Source organism: Streptomyces sp. NPDC044921 (genome assembly GCF_056432865.1).
In genome coordinates, this window is sequence record NZ_JBWKIF010000021.1 from 111,260 (window position 1) to 131,695 (window position 20,436).

At 74.7% G+C, this 20,436-nt stretch carries 20 protein-coding genes; 12 read left to right on the forward strand and 8 right to left on the reverse strand.

The window, feature by feature from the left end:
- Positions 1 to 15: 15 nt before the first annotated feature.
- The 3 genes from AC07DA_RS28430 to AC07DA_RS28440 all read right to left on the reverse strand — a co-directional run bounded on the left by AC07DA_RS28430 (position 16) and on the right by AC07DA_RS28440 (position 2,077).
- Positions 16 to 1,272, reverse strand: a complete 1,257-nt coding sequence (locus AC07DA_RS28430) for an MFS transporter (RefSeq protein WP_479131058.1) — start codon at positions 1,270 to 1,272, stop codon at positions 16 to 18.
- A gap of 169 nt (positions 1,273 to 1,441) precedes the next feature.
- Positions 1,442 to 1,897 (reverse strand): archease, encoded by a 456-nt coding sequence (locus tag AC07DA_RS28435; protein ID WP_479131059.1) that lies wholly within the window; start codon positions 1,895 to 1,897, stop codon positions 1,442 to 1,444.
- A gap of 57 nt (positions 1,898 to 1,954) precedes the next feature.
- Entirely contained in the window at positions 1,955 to 2,077 is a 123-nt protein-coding gene (locus AC07DA_RS28440; protein ID WP_479131061.1) for a hypothetical protein, read from the reverse strand.
- Positions 2,078 to 2,194: 117 nt separating this feature from the next.
- On the opposite strand from AC07DA_RS28440, the gene AC07DA_RS28445 reads away from it, so the two are divergent.
- The 3 genes from AC07DA_RS28445 (at position 2,195) to AC07DA_RS28455 (ending at position 4,744) form a co-directional block, all read left to right on the forward strand.
- Positions 2,195 to 2,851 carry a dienelactone hydrolase family protein gene (locus AC07DA_RS28445; protein WP_479131063.1) on the forward strand — a complete coding sequence of 219 codons (657 nt, stop codon included), beginning with the start codon at positions 2,195 to 2,197 and terminating at the stop codon, positions 2,849 to 2,851.
- A gap of 167 nt (positions 2,852 to 3,018) precedes the next feature.
- Complete coding sequence (locus AC07DA_RS28450; RefSeq protein WP_479131064.1) at positions 3,019 to 3,663, forward strand: phosphoribosyltransferase; 645 nt, start codon at positions 3,019 to 3,021, stop codon at positions 3,661 to 3,663.
- Between the two features lie 85 nt (positions 3,664 to 3,748).
- Positions 3,749 to 4,744, forward strand: coding sequence for a TerC family protein (locus tag AC07DA_RS28455; protein WP_479131065.1), 996 nt, complete (start codon positions 3,749 to 3,751; stop codon positions 4,742 to 4,744).
- Between the two features lie 15 nt (positions 4,745 to 4,759).
- Here AC07DA_RS28455 and AC07DA_RS28460 read toward each other — a convergent pair whose 3' ends face one another.
- Together AC07DA_RS28460 and AC07DA_RS28465 are read right to left on the reverse strand one after the other, a co-directional pair.
- Positions 4,760 to 5,950 carry a CaiB/BaiF CoA transferase family protein gene (locus AC07DA_RS28460; RefSeq protein WP_479131066.1) on the reverse strand — a complete coding sequence of 397 codons (1,191 nt, stop codon included), beginning with the start codon at positions 5,948 to 5,950 and terminating at the stop codon, positions 4,760 to 4,762.
- A 328-nt stretch (positions 5,951 to 6,278) separates the two neighbouring features.
- A complete protein-coding gene (locus AC07DA_RS28465) occupies positions 6,279 to 6,857 on the reverse strand; it encodes a TetR/AcrR family transcriptional regulator (protein WP_479131067.1) in 579 nt (192 codons plus the stop codon).
- A 238-nt stretch (positions 6,858 to 7,095) separates the two neighbouring features.
- Between AC07DA_RS28465 and AC07DA_RS28470 the strand changes: the two genes are divergently transcribed.
- The 4 genes from AC07DA_RS28470 to AC07DA_RS28485 are packed head-to-tail and all read left to right on the forward strand — an operon-like array spanning position 7,096 to position 11,921.
- Entirely contained in the window at positions 7,096 to 7,641 is a 546-nt protein-coding gene (locus AC07DA_RS28470) for a 2Fe-2S iron-sulfur cluster-binding protein (protein ID WP_479131068.1), read from the forward strand.
- Positions 7,638 to 8,630 carry an FAD binding domain-containing protein gene (locus tag AC07DA_RS28475; protein WP_479131069.1) on the forward strand — a complete coding sequence of 331 codons (993 nt, stop codon included), beginning with the start codon at positions 7,638 to 7,640 and terminating at the stop codon, positions 8,628 to 8,630. Before AC07DA_RS28470 ends, AC07DA_RS28475 begins: the two co-directional genes overlap by 4 nt.
- Entirely contained in the window at positions 8,627 to 10,741 is a 2,115-nt protein-coding gene (locus tag AC07DA_RS28480; RefSeq protein WP_479131070.1) for a xanthine dehydrogenase family protein molybdopterin-binding subunit, read from the forward strand. The genes AC07DA_RS28475 and AC07DA_RS28480 overlap by 4 nt, the downstream gene beginning before the upstream one ends.
- Entirely contained in the window at positions 10,734 to 11,921 is a 1,188-nt protein-coding gene (locus AC07DA_RS28485; protein WP_479131071.1) for an XdhC family protein, read from the forward strand. The genes AC07DA_RS28480 and AC07DA_RS28485 overlap by 8 nt, the downstream gene beginning before the upstream one ends.
- Positions 11,922 to 12,071: 150 nt before the next feature.
- On the opposite strand, the gene AC07DA_RS28490 is transcribed toward AC07DA_RS28485, so the two are convergent.
- On the reverse strand, positions 12,072 to 12,635 hold the full coding sequence (locus tag AC07DA_RS28490; protein WP_479131072.1) for an NAD(P)H-dependent oxidoreductase: 564 nt from the start codon (positions 12,633 to 12,635) through the stop codon (positions 12,072 to 12,074).
- A gap of 129 nt (positions 12,636 to 12,764) precedes the next feature.
- On the opposite strand from AC07DA_RS28490, the gene AC07DA_RS28495 reads away from it, so the two are divergent.
- The 3 genes from AC07DA_RS28495 (at position 12,765) to AC07DA_RS28505 (ending at position 16,218) form a co-directional block, all read left to right on the forward strand.
- Positions 12,765 to 13,433, forward strand: a complete 669-nt coding sequence (locus AC07DA_RS28495) for a TetR/AcrR family transcriptional regulator (protein ID WP_479131073.1) — start codon at positions 12,765 to 12,767, stop codon at positions 13,431 to 13,433.
- An 89-nt stretch (positions 13,434 to 13,522) separates the two neighbouring features.
- Positions 13,523 to 14,560 (forward strand): LacI family DNA-binding transcriptional regulator, encoded by a 1,038-nt coding sequence (locus AC07DA_RS28500; protein ID WP_479131074.1) that lies wholly within the window; start codon positions 13,523 to 13,525, stop codon positions 14,558 to 14,560.
- A gap of 221 nt (positions 14,561 to 14,781) precedes the next feature.
- Entirely contained in the window at positions 14,782 to 16,218 is a 1,437-nt protein-coding gene (locus AC07DA_RS28505; RefSeq protein ID WP_479131075.1) for a benzaldehyde dehydrogenase, read from the forward strand.
- A 52-nt stretch (positions 16,219 to 16,270) separates the two neighbouring features.
- Here the strand turns inward: AC07DA_RS28505 and trxA are convergent, their stop codons facing one another.
- Positions 16,271 to 16,660, reverse strand: a complete 390-nt coding sequence (trxA, locus tag AC07DA_RS28510; protein ID WP_479131076.1) for a thioredoxin — start codon at positions 16,658 to 16,660, stop codon at positions 16,271 to 16,273.
- Between the two features lie 118 nt (positions 16,661 to 16,778).
- On the opposite strand from trxA, the gene AC07DA_RS28515 reads away from it, so the two are divergent.
- Positions 16,779 to 18,209: a dihydrolipoyl dehydrogenase family protein gene (locus AC07DA_RS28515; RefSeq protein ID WP_479131077.1), complete on the forward strand. Its 1,431-nt coding sequence runs from the start codon at positions 16,779 to 16,781 to the stop codon at positions 18,207 to 18,209.
- Between the two features lie 39 nt (positions 18,210 to 18,248).
- Here the strand turns inward: AC07DA_RS28515 and AC07DA_RS28520 are convergent, their stop codons facing one another.
- Positions 18,249 to 18,893 (reverse strand): peptide deformylase, encoded by a 645-nt coding sequence (locus tag AC07DA_RS28520; protein WP_479131078.1) that lies wholly within the window; start codon positions 18,891 to 18,893, stop codon positions 18,249 to 18,251.
- 133 nt (positions 18,894 to 19,026) lie between these two features.
- On the opposite strand from AC07DA_RS28520, the gene AC07DA_RS28525 reads away from it, so the two are divergent.
- Positions 19,027 to 20,430, forward strand: coding sequence for a PepSY-associated TM helix domain-containing protein (locus AC07DA_RS28525; protein ID WP_479131079.1), 1,404 nt, complete (start codon positions 19,027 to 19,029; stop codon positions 20,428 to 20,430).
- Positions 20,431 to 20,436 lie beyond the last annotated feature (6 nt).

A 20,436-nucleotide genomic window follows, 5' to 3' on the forward strand; every position in this document is an offset into this window, starting at 1 on the left:
CGGCCGAGCGGCCGTTCAGCCGCCGTCCGGCTCCAGTGCCCGGGGCGCGGACGGCGCGTCCGTGTCCCGGGCGTGGTCCCGGCGGGGAAGCAGCAGCGGGGTGGCCAGGAGGAGCACGCCCGCCAGGGCCAGGGCCGTACGGGGGCCGGTCAGGCCGGCCAGCACGCCCCACAGGGCCGTCACGACCGCGGTCGTGGCCTTGCCGGTGGCCGACCAGGCGGACAGGGTGCGGGTGACCCGGTCCGCGGGGGTGCGCTCCAGCCGGCAGGTGGCCAGCACCGGGTTGAACACGCCGCAACAGGTGATCAGCCCGAACTCGACCACCGACACCAGGGCCAGCCCGGGCACGCCGGGACCGGTGAGGGCCAGGGCCAACGGCCAGCAGGCGCGCAGTGCCCCCGCCGTGCGCAGGACCCGGTGCCGGCCGTACCGCCGGACGAGCCGCGGGGCCAGCCGGGAGCCGAGCAGGCCGCCGGCGCACGGCAGCGCGAACGCCAGGGCGTACTGCCAGGGAGCGAAGCGCAGGTCGCCCACCATCAGGACCAGCAGCGCCGGAGTGCCCGCCATGACCAGGGAGTTGAACAGGACCGAGTGGAAGAACAGCGGGCGCAGGGCCGGATCGGCCAGGATGTGGCGCCAGCCGGCCACCAGGTCACCGGCGCGCGGTCGCGTCACCGGCCGCACCGGGCGCTGCTCCGGACCGCCGATCGCCCGGAGCCCGGCCGCCGACAGCAGATAGCTCACCGCGTCGGCCACCACGGTCGTCACCGGGCCGAACAGCCCGATCGCCGCACCGCCCAGCGGCGGACCCACCATGCTGGCCGTCCACGAGGTCGCCTCGAACCGCCCGTTCGCCACCAGCAGGTCGCGCCCGGGCACGAGTTCCTTCAGGAAGGCCCCGGCCGCCGCGTTGAACGTGATGTCGGCCGCCGCGACGGTCACCGACACCAGCAGCAACTGCCCGAAGCCCAGCCGCCCCAGGGCGAACGCCACCGGGACGCTCAGCAGCACCGCGCAGCGGACCAGATCGGCCGCGATCATCACGGGACGTCTGCGGCGGACCTCCACCCACGGTCCGAGCGGTACCGACACCACGGCGCCGACCGCCGGTCCCACCGCCGCCAGCAGCGCCACCCGCGCCGGGCCCGCGTCCAGCACCAGTACGGCGATCAGCGCGAACGCGTCGAACGCGAGCCACGTCCCGGCCGTGCTGACCGCGTACGCGCCCCACAGCCACCCGAAGCGCGGCCCCAGCGACCGCCCACCCGCCATCCCCGGCACGCTCCCCGCTCCCGTGGACAACCCGTCGTTGTCCGGGAGTCATCCAAGCCAGGGCCGTCCCACGGAGCAAACAACCACCCGTCACCCTCGCCACAACCAGGAGTTGTGGGGTGGCCGGGGCGGGTGGAGGTCCGTTCCACCGGCGCGAACCGCGCCCGGGTCAGGCGTCGACCCGCACCGCGCACGACCAGCCGTACGGATCGGGCCCGATCCGCAGCTCCTCCCACGCCACCGCCCTCGGGACCGCCCCAGTGATCTCGACGTCCGCGAGGGCGGTGACCGCGAGCCGGACGTCCAGGCCGCCGTCGGCCTCGTCCGCCTCCACGTCGACGGGCACCTGACCGTAGGCCTCCAGCCGGAAGATGACCTCGTCCAGCAGCCCGGCGAGCAGGTCGTCGTCACTGGCCTCGCCCAGCCGCACCCGGTCCACGGCCGTGGGCCGCACCCCGGACAGGTCCACGAAGCACTCCACCATCGCCAGGACGGCTTCCGCCAGACAGTGCTCCCGGCACGCCGCCCACGCCTCGATCCGGATGTCCCCCGGGTGCGGCACCACCCGGTGCCCGCAGTCGCCCGGCCGCCGTACCTGCCCGTCCTCGCCCGTGTCACCGCCCATGAACACCGCCTGCCCGGAGCCGCGGCTCCCATGCGGCGGCCGGCGCCGAAGGACGCGTCAGACGGGCTCGTCGACCTGGCAGGCGTAGCCGCCCGCGCCGGCGGACACCTCGTGCGGGCCGGTGAGGTCGAGCGGCTGGAAACCGTCGAAGACGACGAAGACGACGCGGTGATCGTTCACCCGTCCACGCTCCACCGGCGCGGATCACGGCGTCAACGACGGGCACCCCACACATCGCGCCATGGGACGTCCGCCGTGGCGTGGGTACCTCGGGAGCCGGGGGAGAGGAGGCTCCCGATGAACTCCCAGACGGTCACCGTGCCCGTCGGCGGCGCGGTTCTCACCGGTGATCTGGCCGTGCCGCCGGACGCCCGCGCGGTGGTGCTGTTCGCGCACGGCAGCGGCAGTTCCCGGCACAGTCCCCGCAACCGCGAGGTCGCCGCCGGTCTGCGCGCCGCCCGGCTCGGCACCCTGCTGATCGACCTGCTCACGCAGGAGGAGGACCGGCAGGACGCGCGCACCGCCGGACTCCGGTTCGACATCCCGCTGCTGGGCGGCCGGCTGGTCGCCGCCGTCGACGAGCTGGCCCGGTGGGCCGAGACCCGGGCCCTGCCGGTGGTCCTGTTCGGGGCCAGCACCGGCGCCGGTGCGGCGCTGGTCGCCGCCGCCGAACGGCCCGGCCGGGTGCAGGCGGTCGTCTCGCGCGGCGGGCGGCCCGACCTGGCGGGCGAGGCCCTGGCCGCCGTACGCGCCCCGGTGCTGCTGATCGTGGGCGGCCAGGACCGGCACGTACTGCGGCTCAACGAGGAGGCGGCCCGCCGGCTGCACGTCCCGCACACCCTGCACGTGGTGCCCGGGGCCACCCACCTGTTCGAGGAGCCGGGCGCACTGGAGCAGGTGACCGACACGGCCCGGCGGTGGTGCGTCGAACAGCTGCGGACCGTGGCGGGCTGAGGGCGGAAGCCGCCGTGCCCGCCACCCGGCTGGGGACGCCCCGGGGCCGGTGGCCGGCGCGGGTGAGCGCGGCGCGCATCGCCTCCCGGCCACGGGGTACGCGGGGGCCGGACCGGCCCGGCCAACCGCGCGGGCAGTCGCGCGCGAGCGGCGGCGGAGGTGACGTCATGCGGTTCCGTGATCGTCGGCAGGCCGGCGGAGAACTGGCCGAAACGCTGCGCACCCGGCAGCGCGAGGGAGCCCTGCCCGGCCCCGTGGTCCTGGCGCTGCCCCGCGGCGGCGTGGCCGTGGCGCGCGAGGTGGCCGCGGCCCTGCGCGCCCCGCTCGACGTGCTGGTCGTGCGCAAGATCGGGGCGCCCTTCCACGAGGAGCTCGGCGTCGGTGCCATGGCCGGGGACGAGGTGCCCCTCCTCGACCACGACGCCCTGCGCCACCTGGGCATCGGCGAGGCCGCCCTGGCCCCCGTCATCGAACGGGAACGCGCGGAACTGCGCCGCCGTGAGCGGCTGTACCGGCAGGGCCGCCCCGCGCCGGACCTGCGGGGACGGACCGTGATCGTCGTCGACGACGGCCTGGCGACCGGTTCCACGGCCCGGGCCGCGCTGCGCTTCGTACGCCGTCAGGAGCCCGGGCGGGTGGTGCTGGCCGCGCCGGTGTGCTCCCGGGAGGCGGCCGGGCTGATGCGCGCGGAGGCGGACGAGGTGGTGTGCCTGCACGTGCCGGCCGCGTTCCTGGCCGTGGGCCAGTGGTACGAGGACTTCGGGCAGCTGACGGACCAGGACGTCCTGGAGGCCCTCCACGTGCCGTCTTGACCAAGTGTTCACCTGGCAGGAGTGGCGAGAACCGGCCATCCGGGACGACGATGTGCCATCCCCACATCTGCACCAGGAGTAACACGTGAACGTCTCGCTCTCCGTGTGGCTGCTCACGGTGGCGGCCCTGTGCGTGCTCGTCGCCGTCGACTTCTTCATCGGCCGCAAGCCCCACGAGGTGACCCTGAAGGAAGCCGGGACGTGGACGGTGGTGTGGATCGTCCTGGCCGTGCTGTTCGGGCTGGGCCTGTGGTACTTCGGGGGGAGCGGGCCCACGGGCGAGTTCTTCGCCGGGTACATCACCGAGAAGTCACTGAGCGTGGACAACCTCTTCGTGTTCGTCCTGATCATGGCGAAGTTCGCGGTGCCCCCGCAGTACCAGCAGCGGGTGCTCATGATCGGCGTCCTGACGGCCCTGGTGCTGCGGGCCGTGTTCATCGCGGCCGGCGCGGCGATCATCTCCGCCTTCTCCTGGGTCTTCTACCTCTTCGGGGCGTTCCTGATCTGGACTGCCTGGAAGCTGGTCCAGGACGCCCGCAAGGAGGAGCACGAGGAGGAGTACCAGGAGAACAAGCTGCTGAAGATGGCGGAGCGGCGCTTCGGCGTGGCCGACCGCTACCACGGCACCCGGCTGTTCATCACCGAGAACGGCAAGCGGATCATGACGCCGATGCTGGTCGTGATGCTCGCGATCGGCTCCACCGACGTGCTGTTCGCCCTCGACTCCATCCCCGCCATCTACGGCCTGACCCAGGACCCGTACATCGTCTTCACCGCCAACGCCTTCGCCCTGATGGGCCTGCGCCAGCTGTACTTCCTCATCGGCGGGCTGCTGAAGAAGCTGGTCCACCTCTCCTACGGCCTGTCGATCATCCTGGGCTTCATCGGCGTGAAGCTGGTGCTGCACGCCCTGCACGAGTCGGGCGTCCACGTCCCCGAGATCAGCATCCCCTTCTCCCTGGGCTTCATCGTGCTCGTCCTCACCGTCACCACGATCACGAGCCTGCGGGCCTCGGGGAAGCGGGATGCGGCGCAGCGGGAGGCCGAGGACGCGCAACGGCGCTCCGCCGAGTCCGGATGAGCCCGTCCGCACCCGTCAGACGACGCCGTCCGCGCGCAGTGCCGCCACCTCCTCGCCGGTGCGGCCCAGTTCGGTGAGGATGGCCTCGGTGTGCTCGCCCACGTCCGGCACGGGGTCCATGCGCGCGGGCAGGCCCACCAGGTCGGCCGGCGGGAGCAGGGCCTCCACCGTGGCGCCGGGCACGCCGACCTCGGTCCAGCGGCCGCGGGCCGCGAGCACGGGGTGGTCCAGGAACGCGGCGACGTCGTTGACCCCCGCGCAGGCGACGCCGATCCGCTCCAGGTCCGTGAGGATCTCGTCGGACGCGGAGCGGGCGAAGCGGCCGGCGACGACCGCGTCGAGTTCCCCGCGGTGGGCGACGCGGTCGGAGGCGGTGGCGAAGCGCGGGTCGTCCACGAGCTCGGGCCGGCCGAGGAACTCGGTGCACAGGGCCGCCCACTCCCGCTCGTTCTGGACGGAGAACAGCACCTCCTTGCCGTCGGCGGCCGGGTACGTCCCGTACGGCGCGATGGTGGCGTGCCGGGTGCCCAGGCGCGGGGGCTGGGTGCCGCCGTGCCGGGTGTAGTAGGCGGGCTGGCCCATCCACTCGGCGAGCGCCTCGAACAGGGACACCTCCACGGGGTGGGCCTCTCCGGTGACGGCGCGGGTGTACAGGGCCGTGAGGATGCCGCTGTAGGCGTACATCCCCGCGGCGATGTCGGCGACGGAGATGCCCGTCCGGGACGTCGCGTCCGGCGTGCCGGTGAGGGACACCAGCCCGGTCTGGCACTGCACGAGCAGGTCGTAGGCCTTGCGGTCGGCCCAGGGGCCGGTCGTGCCCCAGCCGCTTATCGTGCACGGGATCAGCTGGGGGCGGCGGCTGGTGACGGCGGCGGCGTCCAGGCCGAGGCGGCCGGCGGCGCCCGGGGCGAGGTTCTGCACGAACACGTCGGCGCCGTCGAGCAGGTCGTGCAGGATCTCGCGGCCGCGCGGGTCCTTCAGGTCCAGGGTGAGCGACTCCTTGGAGCGGTTGATCCACACGAAATAGCTGGAGTGGCCGTGCACGGTCGTGTCGTAGCGCCGGGCGAAGTCACCGCCGCCGGGGCGCTCCACCTTGATCACCCGGGCGCCGAGGTCGGCGAGCTGCCGGGTGGCGTAGGGAGCGGCCACCGCCTGTTCCAGGCTGACCACCGTGACCCCGGACAGGGGATACCGCTGCACGCTCATGCCTCAAGCTCCTGATCCTCGTACGGGAGGGCCACGACAGTGTCTCCCAGGCGGAGGGCGTGGGGCGGGCCGCCGGGGGCGATCCGGATCACGGTGGAGGCGGGGTCCGCCGGAGTGTCCCGGGACGGGGTCGGGTGACCTGCCGTCAGGGCCGGGTGCGGGCGCGAGACGGCCCGCCGAGGGGCGTCCGAGAGGTACGGGGCCGGACGCTGCTCCTGGCCGCCTGGTGGCCGGGCCGGGTGCGCTCTCCCCGCCCGGCGGTGACGGCGGAACTCCGGGGCCGGTGCCCGTCACCCCGCACGGCACCGCGCCCCGCCCCGGCGGTCGCTCAGCGTCCGGGCGCTCCCACCCGCAGCGCGTCCATCACCAGGTCCAGCAGGCGGGTCGCGCGGGGCTGCCAGTCGTCGTGCGGGTCGATCGTCCACAGGCCGCCGATGGCGAGGAACAGGTCGTCCGCCGTGATGCCCGGCCGGATGCTGCCGGCCCGCTCGGCGGCGCGCAGCAGCAAGTCGGCCGCCTCGGTCACCGGCGCGTGTCCCGGCTTCTCCGGCTTCCCCGGCGCGCTGGTGGCCTGGCGGATCGCGTCGGCCAGGCCCGCCTTCGTCATGGCGAACCGGGCGAGGCGGTCCATCCACTCGCGCAGCGCCCGGTCGGGCTCCCGGCTCTCCAGCAGCGGCGCCGCCGACTCGGCGACCTGCCGCATCTCGTGGCGGTAGATCTCCAGGACGAGCGCTTCCCGGTTCGGGAAGTGGCGGTAGAAGGTGCCCTGACCGACCCCCGCCTTCTTGGCGATGGCGCTCAACGGCGCGTCCGCCGAGCGCGTCAGCTCGACCAGGGCCACCTCCAGGATGCGCTCGCGGTTGCGCTGCGCGTCCGAGCGCAGGGGAGCGTCCTTCCGCTGCGGCACTCGCCCTCCTCGCGGTCGTGGCCGAAACCCGGCCTTGTTAAGCGGACAGTTGTCCGTTACGTTTTCCGGGTAACGGACAACTGTCCGCTTGTCTCATCGTACCGGCGTGCCCTCCCCGCGCACACCCCGTACCGGCCCCCGTCACGGCCGGTCCGCCCCCGCATCCTGCCCCGCCGCGGACCGGCGCCGCCACCCGCACGGCCTCCCGCCCGACCTCGCGATGTGAAAGAAGGCTTCCATGCCCCCATCGACGTCCAGCGACCTCACCCTGTCCGTCAACGGCGAGAAGTACACGCTGACCGTCGACCACCGCACCACCCTGCTCGACGCGCTGCGCGAACGACTGGACCTGACCGGCACCAAGAAGGGCTGTGACCAGGGGCAGTGCGGTGCCTGCACCGTCCTGGTCGACGGCCGCCGCAGCGTGGCCTGCCTGCACCTGGCCGTCGCGGCCGAAGGACGCGAGATCACCACCGTCGAAGGCGTCGCCCGGGGCGGGCGACTGCACCCGGTCCAGCAGGCCTTCCTCGATCTGGACGGCTTCCAGTGCGGCTACTGCACGCCGGGACAGATCTGTTCGGCCATCGCCGTGATCGAGGAGCACGCGGCCGGCTGGCCGAGCGCGGTCACCGGCGACGTACGGCCCGAGGCCGGGCCGCCCGCACTGACCCCCGAGGAGATACGGGAACGGATGAGCGGAAACCTGTGCCGCTGTGGCGCGTACGTGTCCATCGTCCAGGCCGTCGCCCGGGCCGCCGCCGAGTCCGAGGGAGCCGCGGCATGAGGGAGTTCGGCTACCGGCGGGCCCACGACGTCCCCGGTGCGGTGGCGCTGCTCGACGGCGACCCCGACGCACGCTTCCTGGGCGGCGGCACCAACCTGGTCGACCTGATGAAGACCGGCGTCGAGCGGCCCGCCCTGCTCGTCGACGTCCGCGAACTGCCCCTGGACCGCGTCGAACCGGCCGCGGACGGCGGCCTGCGCATCGGAGCCACCGTCACCAACAGCGACCTGGCCGCCCATCCGGAGGTCCGCCGCCGCTACCCGGCCCTGGCGCACGCCGTGCTGGCCGGCGCCTCCGGGCAGCTGCGCAACATGGCCACCGTCGGCGGCAACCTGCTCCAGCGCACCCGCTGCGGCTACTTCACCGACGTCGGCTCGCCCTGCAACAAGCGCGATCCCGGCAGCGGCTGCCCCGCCCTCACCGGCGAGCACCACAACCACGCCGTCCTCGGCGCCTCCGGCCACTGCGTGGCGACCCACCCCTCCGACATGGGCGTGGCCCTGGCCGCCTTCGACGCCGTCGTGTCGTACGAGACGGCGGACGGTCCGGGCGAGGTGCCGCTGGCCGACTTCTACCTGCCGGTCGGGGACACCCCGCACCGGGAGACCGTCCTGCCGCCGGGCGCGCTGATCACCCAAGTGACCCTGCCGGCCGCACCGGTGGCGGCGCACTCGCGCTACCGCAAGGTCCGCGAGCGGGCCTCGTACGCCTTCGCCCTCGGCTCCGTCGCCGCCGCGCTGGACGTGCGCGACGGCCTCGTGCACGACGTGCGCCTGGCGTTCGGCGCCGTCGCCTCCCGCCCCTGGCGGGCCCGGGCGGCCGAGCGCGCCCTGACCGGCGCCCCCGCGACCGCCGCGAACTTCGCGGCGGCCGCGGACGCCGAACTGGCGGCCGCCAGGCCCCTGCCTCACAACGGATACAAGGTGACCCTGATGCGCAACCTCGTCGTGGCCGTCCTGAGCGAACTCGCCGAGGAGGCCGCCCGATGACCACCGCCACCCGGGGAGCCGTCGGCACCGCGCACACCCGCGTGGAAGGCCGCGACAAGGTCACCGGAGCCGCCCGTTACGCCGGCGAGATCCCCTTCGCCGACCTCGCGCACGGCTGGCTGGTGCTGTCCACCGTGGCCCGCGGCCGGGTCCGCGCCCTGCACACCGAGGCCGTCCTGCGGATGCCCGGGGTCCTCACCGTGCTCCACCACGGCAACGCCCCGCACCTCACCACCGACTACGCCGGGCTGCTCGGTGTGCCCCCGGACCCGAGCGTCGCCCTCTTCCAGGACGACCGGGTGGCCCACATGGGCTGGCCGGTGGCGCTGGTCGTCGCCGAGACGTCCGAACAGGCCCGGGAGGCCGCCGAGTCACTCGCCGTCGACTACGAGCGCGAGCCGCACGACGTCGCCTTCTCCGCGGAGCGCGAGAACGAGGGCCGCACGGTGGACGGGCACATGCCGGCCGTGGTGGAGAAGGGCGACCTGGAGGCCCGGCTGGCGGCCTCCGCCGTCGTGGTCGACGCGGAGTACACCACCCCGCAGGAGCACCACCACCCGATGGAGCCGCACGCGGCCGCCGCCCGGTGGGAGGGCGGCCGCCTGGAGGTCGTCGACTCCAACCAGGGCACCGGCTGGGTCGCCGGTGAACTCGCGAGCCTGTTCTCCCTCGACCCGGCCTCCGTGCGGGTGCGCTCCGAACACGTCGGCGGCGGCTTCGGCAGCAAGGGCCTGCGCGCCCACCAGGTGGCCGCCGTGATGGCCGCGACCGTCCTGCAGCGCCCGGTCAGGGTCGTCATGACCCGCCGGCAGATGTTCTCGCTCGCCGGCTACCGCAGCCCCACCGCCCAGCGGGTCAGGCTCGGCGCCGGCCCGGACGGACGGCTGCGCGCCCTGGAGCACCGCTCGCTCAACCTCACCTCCCGCGTCTACGACTTCGTCGAGCCGGGTGCCGCGGCCGGACGGTCGATGTACGCCGCCGACGCCCACCACACGGCCAGCCGGATCGTGCGGCTCGACGTGCCGAGCCCGACGTGGATGCGCGCGCCGGGGGAGGCCCCGGGCTCCTTCGCGCTGGAGTCGGCGCTCGACGAGCTCGCCGAGCGGCTGGGGATCGACCCGATCGAACTGCGCGTGCGCAACGAGCCGGAGGTCGGCCCGGTGTCGGGGCTGCCCTTCGGCAGCCGCAACCTGATCGCCTGCTTCCGGGAGGGCGCCCGCCGGTTCGGCTGGGCCGGGCGGGACCCGCGCCCCGGCGTGCGCCGCGAGGGGCGATGGCTGCTCGGCACGGGCACGGCGGCCGCTTCCTTCCCGACGACGGCCATGCCTTCCACGGCGGCCGTCACCGCCGAGGCCGACGGCACCTTCACGGTGCGGATCAACGCGGCGGACATCGGCACCGGCGCCCGTACCGCGCTCACCCTGGTCGCCGCCGACGCGCTGGAGGTGCCCACGGAACGGGTCCGGGTGCGGATCGGCGACAGCGACCTCGGACCGGCGATCATCGCCGGCGGCTCCATGGGCACCCGCTCCTGGGCGTGGGCCGTCACGGCCGCCGCCGACGAACTGCGCCGCAGCCTCGTGCCGGGCGCCGGTATCCCACCGGAGGGCGTCACCGCGCGGTCGGACACGGCCGAGGCCGTCGGCGCCCTGGCGCAGAAGGAACGGCACGCCTTCGGGGCGCAGTTCGCGGAGGTCGCCGTGGACCCGGCCACCGGCGAGGTGCGGGTGCGCCGCATGCTGGGCGTCTTCGCGGCCGGCCGCGTCGTCAACCCGCTCACCGCCCGCAACCAGCTGGTCGGCGGCATGGTCTGGGGCCTGTCCATGGCCCTGCACGAGGAGGCCGTCCGGGACCGGTCCAGCGGTGGCCTGTACGGCGCCGACCTCGCGGGCTACCACGTCGCCGCGCACGCCGACGTCCCGCACGTCGAGGCCGACTGGGTCGACGACCCCGACCCGGACGACCCGGTCGGGATCAAGGGCATCGGTGAGATCGGCATCGTGGGCGCCGCGGCGGCGGTCGCCAACGCCGTGTGGCACGCGACCGGCGTCCGCCACCGGAACCTGCCGATCCGCCCGGACCGCGTCCTGCTGGCGGGCGGCGATGCTTGATCTGGCCGGACGCCTGCGGGCATGGGCCGAGGAGGACCGGGACTTCGCCGTCGCCACGGTCGTCGCCGTGGGCGGCAGCGCCCCGCGCCCCCCGGGCGCCGCGCTGGCGGTCTCCGGTGACGGCACCGCGATCGGCTCGGTCTCCGGGGGCTGCGTGGAGGGCGCGGTGTACGACCTGTGCGTCCAGGCCCTGCATGACGGGAAGACGCGGGTTCAGCGGTTCGGCTACAGCGACGAGGACGCCTTCGCGGTCGGCCTGACCTGCGGCGGGACGATCGACGTCATGATCACACCGTTCCCGGCGGGACACGGGGCGCGAACGCCCGCGCCGGTGGCCGGGGCGTCCCGGGAGCCTGCCCGGCGGGCGGCCGCGGCGTTGGCCGCGGTGGCGGCAGCCGGCCGCGGCGAACCCGTCGCCCTGGCCCGTGTGGTCCGCGGACCGGCGGACCTGCTCGGCGGGGCGCTGCTGGTGCGTCCCGACGGCGGGTACGAGGGCGGGCTCGGCGGTGACCCCGGTCTGGACCGCGCCGCCGTAGCCGAGGCCCGGGCGTTGCTGGACGCCGGGCGCACCGGCACGGTCGAGCTGTCCGGGGACGGGTCGCGCTGCCCGGGCGGGCTCACCCTGCTCGTCGAGTCGGCCGTGCCGCCGCCGCGCATGATCGTCTTCGGTGCGATCGACTTCGCGTCGGCGCTGGTCGGCGCGGGCAAGTTCCTCGGCTACCACGTCACCGTCTGCGACGCGCGGCCGGTCTTCGCGACCCGGGCCCGCTTCCCCGACGCCGACGAGGTCGTCGTGGACTGGCCCGACCGCTACCTGCGCGGCACCCGGACCGACCGGCGGACGGTGCTGTGCGTGCTCACCCACGACGCCAAGTTCGACGTGCCGCTGCTGACGGAGGCACTGCGGCTGCCGGTCGCGTACGTCGGTGCCATGGGCTCGCGCCGCACCCACGAGGACCGCGCCCGGCGGCTGCGGGAGGAGGGCGTCAGCGAGGGGGAACTGGCCCGGCTGAGGTCTCCCATCGGCCTCGATCTGGGAGCCCGGACGCCCGAGGAGACGGCGGTGTCCATCACGGCGGAGATCATCGCCTCGCGGTACGGCGGGACGGGCAGGCCCCTGACCGGTTCGGACCGGCCGATCCACGCCGCCGGCCCGGAGGCGGCGCCGCAGGCGGTCTGAACGGGGCGTGCCGGGGCGGTGTCCGTGCGGCGCCGGGTGCGGGCCCGTCGTGGCCGGTCGCCCGGGTTCCCGGCGCCCCCGCGGGTGTGCTCCGGCCCGGACGTGACGCGGGGGCCGGGGCCGTGGCCGGCCCCGGCCCCCGCGGGGGTGTCAGGCGACGGCCGGTGCCGTGGCCCGGCCGTGCAGGCGGGCGATGACCTCGGTCAGCTGCGCGGCGACCTCGGTGTCGTCGGCCGGGTGGGTCTCGGCGAAGCGGGTCACCGAGCCCGGGATGGACAGCTTGACGTCCTCCAGCACCGTGCCGCCGGCGATGCCGACCGCCTTGCGGGTCTCGTCGTGCGCCCAGACACCGCCGTACTGGCCGAAGGCGGTGCCGACGACGGCGACCGGCTTGCCGGTGAGCGCACCCGCGCCGTACGGGCGGGACAGCCAGTCGATGGCGTTCTTCAGCACGGCCGGAATGGTGCCGTTGTACTCCGGCGTGAACAGGATCAGGCCGTCCGCGTCGTTCGCGGCCTCGCGCAGCCGTGCGGCGGCGGCCGGGACGCCGCCCTCGACGTCGATGTCCTCGTTGTAGAAGGGGATCTCGGCGAGCCCCTCGAAGAGGTTCACCTCGGCGCCCTCCGGAGCGAGCTTGACCGCGGCCTCGGCGAGCTGGCGGTTGTGCGAACCGGCGCGGAGGCTGCCGACGAGGGCGAGGATACGAACAGACATGCTGACTCCCACGTAGTGAAAACTGCAGTGAAACACTGCCGTCACGATCCGGACCGAGGTCCGTTTAATGTTGTAGCACCCTAACCGGACCGCGGTCCAGTTTTCTTCCCGATGCTTTACGCTGGCTTCATGTCCACCGTCCCGCCGCCCTCCCCGACGCCCCGGGAGTCCGTCGACCACCCCGAGCTGCTTCAGCTCGGCACCGCCCCGGAGGCGGACGAGCCGTGCCTGCGCGCCGACGCCGCGCGCAACCGGGCCCGCCTGCTGGAGGCCGCCGCGCGGCTGGTCGCGGAGCGCGGCGCCGAGGGCGTCACGATGGAGGCGGTGGCCGCCGCGGCCCGCGTCGGCAAGGGCACGGTCTTCCGCCGGTTCGGCGACCGCACGGGCCTGCTGACGGCACTGCTCGACCACTCCGAGAAGAAGTTCCAGGCCGCCTTCCTCGGCGGCCCGCCGCCGCTCGGTCCCGGCGCGCCGCCCGTCGAGCGGCTGCGGGCGTTCGGCCGCGCGATGCTGCGCCGCTCGACCGACGACCTGGAGCTGCAGCTGGCCGCGGAGCCCGGTGCCAACCGGCGCTTCATGTCCCCGGCCCGCCGTGTGCTGCGGCACCACGTCGAGATGCTCCTGCGGCAGGCGGTCCCCGGGGCGGACTGCGAGCTCCTCTCCCACGCGTTGCTGGGCCAGCTGGACCCGGCCCTGGTCCACCACCTGACCAAGCAGTGCGGGCTGCCCCTGGCCCGCCTGGAGGACGCCTGGATCGACCTGGTCAACCGGGTGACGGGGGCCGACCGCTCCGGCTGAGGGCGCCGCCCCGCCGTGAACGCTCACGGCATCCTCACAACTCCCCCGCTGAAAAGGCGCGTTGGGGCTTCTGCCAAGATGCCGTCGTCATGGTGCAGATACCGAAAACGCCCGCGCCCCCGTCCCCCGCGTTGTCGCGCTCCGTGCCCACGAGCGCCGACGTGGCCCGCCTGGCCGGCGTCTCGCGCGCGACCGTCTCCTACGTCCTCAACAACACCAGCGCCGTACGGATCAGCGAACCCACCCGCCGCCGCGTCCACGACGCCGCGAAGGAACTCGGGTACGTCCCGCACGCGGCCGCCCGCAGCCTGCGCGCCGGGCACAGCCGCATGGTCCTGATCCCCGCGCCGACGTTCCCCGTCGGCCCCCTCTACAGCCGCTTCCTCGCCGACCTCCAGGGCGCGCTCGCCACCCTGGACTACACGGTCGTGCAGTACGGCACCGGCGGCCCGCACGGCGACGAGGCCGCCCGCGCCTGGGCCGAGCTGCGGCCCGTCGCCGTCCTCGTGCCCGGCTCCGGACTCGGCCCGCGCGGGGTCGCGGTGCTCAAACGCTCCGGAGCCCGGGCCGTGGTCACCCTCGGCCCCGAGACCATCGAGGGCGCGCACGCCCTGCTCATGGACCACGACGCCGTGGGCCACAGCGCGGGCGCCCACCTCTACGACCGCGGCCGCCGCCGGATCGGCGTGGTCGTCCCGCAGGAGCCCGGCCTCGACGCGTTCTCCGCGCCCCGGCTCGACGGGGTCCGCCAGTCCGTACGCGGCACCGGCGCGACGGTCACCGAACTGCCCCTCGCCTACGACGAGCAGGCCGCCGCCCGCCTCGCCGCCCGCTGGCGCACCCTCGGCCTGGACGCGGTGTTCACCTACAACGACGAGTACGCGATGCTGCTGATGCGGGCGCTGCAGGACGAGGGCGTCCGGATCCCCGAGGAGACGGCCGTGATCGGCGCCGACGACCTCGTGCTGGGCCGGCTGCTCCGGCCGCGCCTGAGCACCGTCCACCTGGAACTGCCCTCGGGCCGCGAGCTCGCCGAACTCGTCGACCGCGCGGTGCGCAACCCCGGTACGCGGCCCGAGACCCACAAGGCGCTGGGCGCGACGGTGGTGCGCCGGGAGTCCAGCTGACCGGCGCGGCGCTCCGGCGGGCGGCCGGTGACCGGGCCGTCCCCACCGGCACGGCTAGGATGTTGCATGCTCAACAAAATGAGGGCGTGTGCGCACCCGGACCGCGGCACACCCGGCCGCGACCGATCCGCGCGTCCCGCCCTGTGACCGCCGAACCGGCCGCACACGCGCGGGAGTTCCGTCCACCCGTCAGCCGGTGACCGATCGATCGGAGAGCCGTCATGCCGTTGCTCGACGCCAGCACCTGGCAGCCCCGCACCCTCACGGGGCCCGGGTACACCGTCACCGAGCCCGCCACCGGGCAGTCCCTCGGCACCCTCGCCCTCGCCCGGCCCGAGGACGTCGAGGCCGCTGCCGCGAGCGCCGCCGACGCCCAGCGCGCCTGGGCACGCGCCCCGCACTTCGCCCGGGCAGCGGTGCTCCGCAAGGCCGGTGACCTGTTCACCGAGCACGCCGCCGAACTGCGCACGTGGCTCGTCCGCGAATCCGGTTCCGTCCCGGGCAAGGCCGACTTCGAACTGCACGTCGCCGCCCAGGAGTGCTATGAGGCCGCCGCGCTCGCCTCCCGCCCGGCCGGGCAGGTCCTGCCCAGCGAGGCGCCGCGGCTGTCGTACACCCGCCGCGTCCCGGCCGGGGTGGTCGGCGTGATCTCCCCGTTCAACGCGCCGCTGATCCTGTCCATCCGGTCCGTCGCCCCCGCCCTGGCGCTGGGCAACGCGGTCCTGCTCAAGCCCGATCCGCGCACGGCCGTCTGCGGCGGGCTGGCCCTCGCCGCGGTGTTCGCCGCCGCGGGCCTGCCGGAGGACCTGCTGCACGTGCTGCCCGGCGGCCCGGACGCCGGGCAGGCCCTGGTCGCCGATCCGCGCGTGCCCGTGGTCTCCTTCACCGGTTCCACCGCCGCCGGGCGGGCCGTGGGCGAGGCCGCGGGGCGTCACCTGAAGCGGGCGCACCTGGAACTGGGCGGAAACTCCGCCCTGATCGTGCTGGAGGACGCCGACCTCGACGCGGTGATCTCCACGGCCGCCTGGGGCTCGTTCTTCCACCAGGGCCAGATCTGCATGACCACCGGACGCCACCTGGTGCACGCGTCCCTGTACGACGAGTACGTCGAGCGGCTGGCCGCCAAGGCCGCGTCCCTCACGGTCGGCGACCCGTACCGGGACCAGGTCCACCTGGGTCCGATCATCGACTCGGGACAGCTCGCCAAGATCGACGGCCTGGTCGACGCCAGCCGGTCCGCGGGCGCCAAGGTCGTGGCCGGCGGCACCCACGAGAAGCTGTTCTACCGGCCGACGGTCCTCGCCCACGTCGACGACCGCACCCCGGCCTACACCGAGGAGGTCTTCGGCCCCGTGGCGCCCGTCCGCTCCTTCGGCACGGCGGACGAGGCGGCGGCCCTGGCCGCGCACAGCCCGTACGGCCTGTCCCTGGGCATCGTCACCCGGGACCCGGCCCGCGGCCTGGACCTCGCCGAGCGCATCCCGACCGGCATCGTCCACATCAACGACCAGACGGTGAACGACGAGGCCGTGGCGCCCTTCGGCGGAGTGGCCGCCTCCGGCACCGGAGCCCGCTTCGGCGGCGAGGCCAACCTGGAGGCCTTCACCGAACTGCGCTGGACGACGGTACGCGGAGACGTGGCCCCCTACCCGTTCTGACCGCCCCTTCCAGGCACCGCGCCCGCTGGCCCGGGGCCGGTCGCCGCGGCCGTCACTCGGCCGGCTGCTGCGACTGCTGGGCCTGCTGCTCGGCGATCGCCTTGCGGACCTCGTCCATGTCCAGGTTCCGGGCCTGCCCGATGACGTCCGTCAGAGCGGCCTCGGGCAGCGCGCCCGGCTGGGCGAACACGGCGACCTGGTCCCGCACGATCATCAGCGTGGGGATCGACTGGATGCCGAAGGCCGCGGCCAGCTCGGGCTGCGCCTCGGTGTCCACCTTGCCGAACACCAGGTCCGGGTTCTCCTCCGCCGCCTTCTCGTAGACCGGCGCGAACTGCCTGCACGGCCCGCACCAGGACGCCCAGAAGTCGATCAGGACGAACTCGTTGTCCGTGACCGTCTGGTCGAAGTTCTCCTTGGTGAGCTCCACGGTGCTGCTCATGGCGTCTATCCCTCTTCCTGGGTGGGGTCAGGCCGTCGGCACAACACGGCCGGCCGGGCACGTATTCCGCGCCCCTACCCGTGTGGCCAGGGCGCACACCACCCACCAGACTGACCCCATGACGGAAACGGAAACCAACGCGTACGACGTCGTGGTGCTCGGGGCCGGGCCCGTGGGGGAGAACGTCGCCGACCGCACCCGCGCGGCGGGTCTGACCACCGCGGTCGTGGAGAGCGAACTGGTGGGCGGCGAGTGCTCGTACTGGGCGTGCATGCCCAGCAAGGCCCTGCTGCGGCCGGTCATCGCCCGCGCGGACGCCCGCCGCGTGCCCGGCCTGAGCCAGGCGGTGCAGGGGCCCCTCGACGCCTCCGCCGTCCTCGCCCACCGCGACTACTACACCTCGAACTGGACGGACGACGGCCAGGTCGGGTGGCTCGACTCCATCGGAGCGGACCTCTACCGCGGCCACGGGCGGCTCACCGGCCCCCGCGCGGTGACGGTCACCGGCCCGGACGGCGCCGAGCGCGTGCTGACCGCCCGGCACGCCGTGGCGGTCTGCACCGGCAGCCGCGCCGCCCTGCCCCCGCTGCCGGGCCTCGACGCCGTCAAGCCGTGGACCAGCCGGGAGGCCACCAGTGCCAGGACCGTGCCCGGCCGGCTGATCGTGGTGGGCGGCGGCGTGGTCGCCACCGAGATGGCCACCGTCTGGCAGGCCCTCGGCTCGCGGGTCACCCTGCTGGTGCGGGGCAAGGGACTGCTCCCCAGGATGGAGCCCTTCGCCGGGGAACTGGTCGCCGAGGCGCTCACCGAGGCGGGCGCGGACGTCCGCACCGGCACGTCGGTGGAGTCGGTGACGCGCGAGAACGGGACCGTCGTGGCCGTCACGGACGGCGGCGACCGCGTCGAGGCGGACGAGATCCTCTTCGCCACCGGCCGCGCCCCGCGCACCGACGACATCGGCCTGGAGACCATCGGCCTCGACCCCGGCTCCTGGCTGCCGGTCGACGACAGTCTCCGCGTGACCGGCCACGACTGGCTCTACGCGGTCGGCGACGTCAACCACCGCGCCCTCCTCACCCACCAGGGCAAGTACCAGGCCCGCATCGCCGGTGCCGCCATCGCCGCCCGGGCCACCGGCGAGGACCTCGCCGCCCAGCCCTGGGGCGCCCACGCCGCCACCGCCGACCACGCCGCCGTCCCGCAGGTGGTCTTCACCGACCCGGAGGCGGCGGCCGTCGGCCTCTCCCTCGCGGAGGCGGAGCAGGCCGGGCACCGCGTGCAGGCCGTCGACGTCGACCTGTCCTCGGTCGCCGGGGCGGGCCTGTACGCCGACGGCTACAAAGGCCGCGCCCGCATGGTCGTCGACGTCGAGGACGAGATCCTGCGCGGCGTGACCCTCGTCGGCCCCGGCGTCGGCGAACTCATCCACTCCGCCACGATCGCCGTCGCCGGCCAGGTCCCGGTGGGCCGCCTGTGGCACGCGGTCCCCTCCTACCCGACGATCAGCGAGGTGTGGCTGCGGCTGCTGGAGGCGTACCGGGACAGCTGAGTCAGCCGGGGGACACCACGCCCGCCGGGGCACGGGACCCTACGGCAGCCGGAAGCCGAGGGCCCGCGCCGCCTCCTGTGGCGTGGGCTGTGCCCAGCGTTCCGCCACCGCCTGCTGGGACGACAGGGACCGCAGTTCGGCGCGGTCCAGATAGAGCACCCCGTCGAGGTGGTCCGTCTCGTGCTGCACGATCCGGGCGGGCCAGCCCGTGACGACCTCGTCCAGCGCCCGTCCCCGCTCGTCCTGCCCCGTCAGCCGCACCGCGGCGGGCCGCGCGACGACCGCCTGCCAGCCCGGGACGCTCAGACAGCCCTCGAAGAACGCGGCCCGCGCGTCACCGGCGGGCTGGTAGGCGGGGTTGACCAGTACCCGGAACGGCTGCGGCACCCGGCCGCGCGCGAGCCGCACCTCCTCCGGCACCGGCGCCGGGTCCTCGATCACCGCGATCCGCAGCTCCACCCCCACCTGCGGCGCCGCCAGGCCGACCCCGGGCGCCGCGCGCATCGTCAGGCGCAGCGCCTCGACGAACCGGGCCAGCAACGCGGGCCCCAGCTGGCCGTCGTACGGCTCGGTGCCGCCGCGCAGCACCGGGTCCCCCGCCGCCACGATGGCCAACGGGCCGCCGCCGGCGAGGAGTTCCTCGACCCGCTCGGTCAGGGGTGCGCGATCGCTCGGAGTTCCCATCGCGTCAGGATGACACGGCGGCGCCGCCGCCGTGTGGCGCACGACACACACATGCTCCGGGAACCGGACGCCCCCGCGCCCCGACTACTGGACCGCAACGGCCCAAGAAGACGTCCCCCGGAGAAGCCCGCCGATGACCACCGCTCCCTCGACCACCACGGACGAGGCCCCTCGACCAGCCGCCCCGGCCCCGGAGAAGAGCAGCTGGGCACGCCTGCGCCCGCTGGTCCTCCGCCTGCACTTCTACGCGGGTGTGCTGGTGGCGCCGTTCCTCCTCGTCGCCGCCGTCACCGGCCTGCTCTACGCCGCCTCCTTCCAGGCGGAGAAGATCGTGTACGACCACGAACTCACCGTCCCCGTCGGCCGGGAGAAGCTGCCCATCGGCGAGCAGGTCGCCGCCGCCCGCGAGGCCCATCCCCAGGGCACGGTCTCCGCCGTACGGCCCTCGCCCGAGGCAGACGCGACGACCAGGGTGCTGCTGTCCGGCGTCCCCGGCGTCGGCGAGGACTACACGCTCGCCGTGTTCGTGGACCCGTACACCGCCGAGGTGCGCGGCGCCCTCGAACAGTACGGCTCGACCGGGGCGTTGCCCCTGCGCACCTGGATCGACGAGTTCCACCGGGACCTGCGCCTGGGGGAGGGCGGGCGGCTGTACAGCGAGTTGGCGGCCAGCTGGCTGTGGGTGATCTCGGCAGGCGGACTGGTGCTGTGGTTCTCCCGCCGCCGGGGCCGGCGCAAGGTGCGCGGGACGACGGGGCGGCGGCGCACCCTCGGACTGCACGGCACCGTCGGCGTATGGGCGGCGGCCGGGTTCTTCTTCCTCTCGGCCACCGGTCTGACCTGGTCGGCCTACGCCGGCGCCACCATCGACGAGCTGCGCACCTCCCTCGGCCAGGCCACCCCCTCGGTGTCGGCGGCCGGCGGTGAACACTCGGGCCACGGCGCCGCCGGACGGGCCGGGGACGCCGCGCACGGCGTGGGCCTGGACAAGGTCCTGGCGGCGGCGCGGGCCGAAGGGCTGGGCGACCCGGTGGAGATCGTGCCACCCGCCGACGCGGACTCGGCGTACGTCGTCAAGCAGGTGCAGCGCAGCTGGCCCACCAAGCAGGACTCCGTCGCGATCGACCCGGCGAGCGGCGAGGTCACCGACGTCCTGCGGTTCGACGACTTCCCGGTGCTCGCGAAGCTCACCCGCTGGGGCATCGACCTGCACACGGGCATCCTGTTCGGCCTCGCCAACCAGATCCTGCTGATGCTGCTCGCGCTCTGTCTCGTCCTGCTGATCGTCTGGGGGTACCGCATGTGGTGGCAGCGCGGCCGCGCCGGCGCCTTCGGCCGGCCGGTGCCGCGCGGCGCCTGGCAGCAGGTGCCGCCGCAGATCCTGGTACCGCTGCTGGCGGGGGTCGCCGTGCTCGGGTACTTCCTGCCGCTGTTCGGCATCCCGCTGGCCGCCTTCTTCGCGGTCGACATCCTGCTGGGCGAGATCGCCCACCGCCGGGGGCGGCGCACGTACGGCACCGGAACCCCGGTGGGGTGAGGGGGG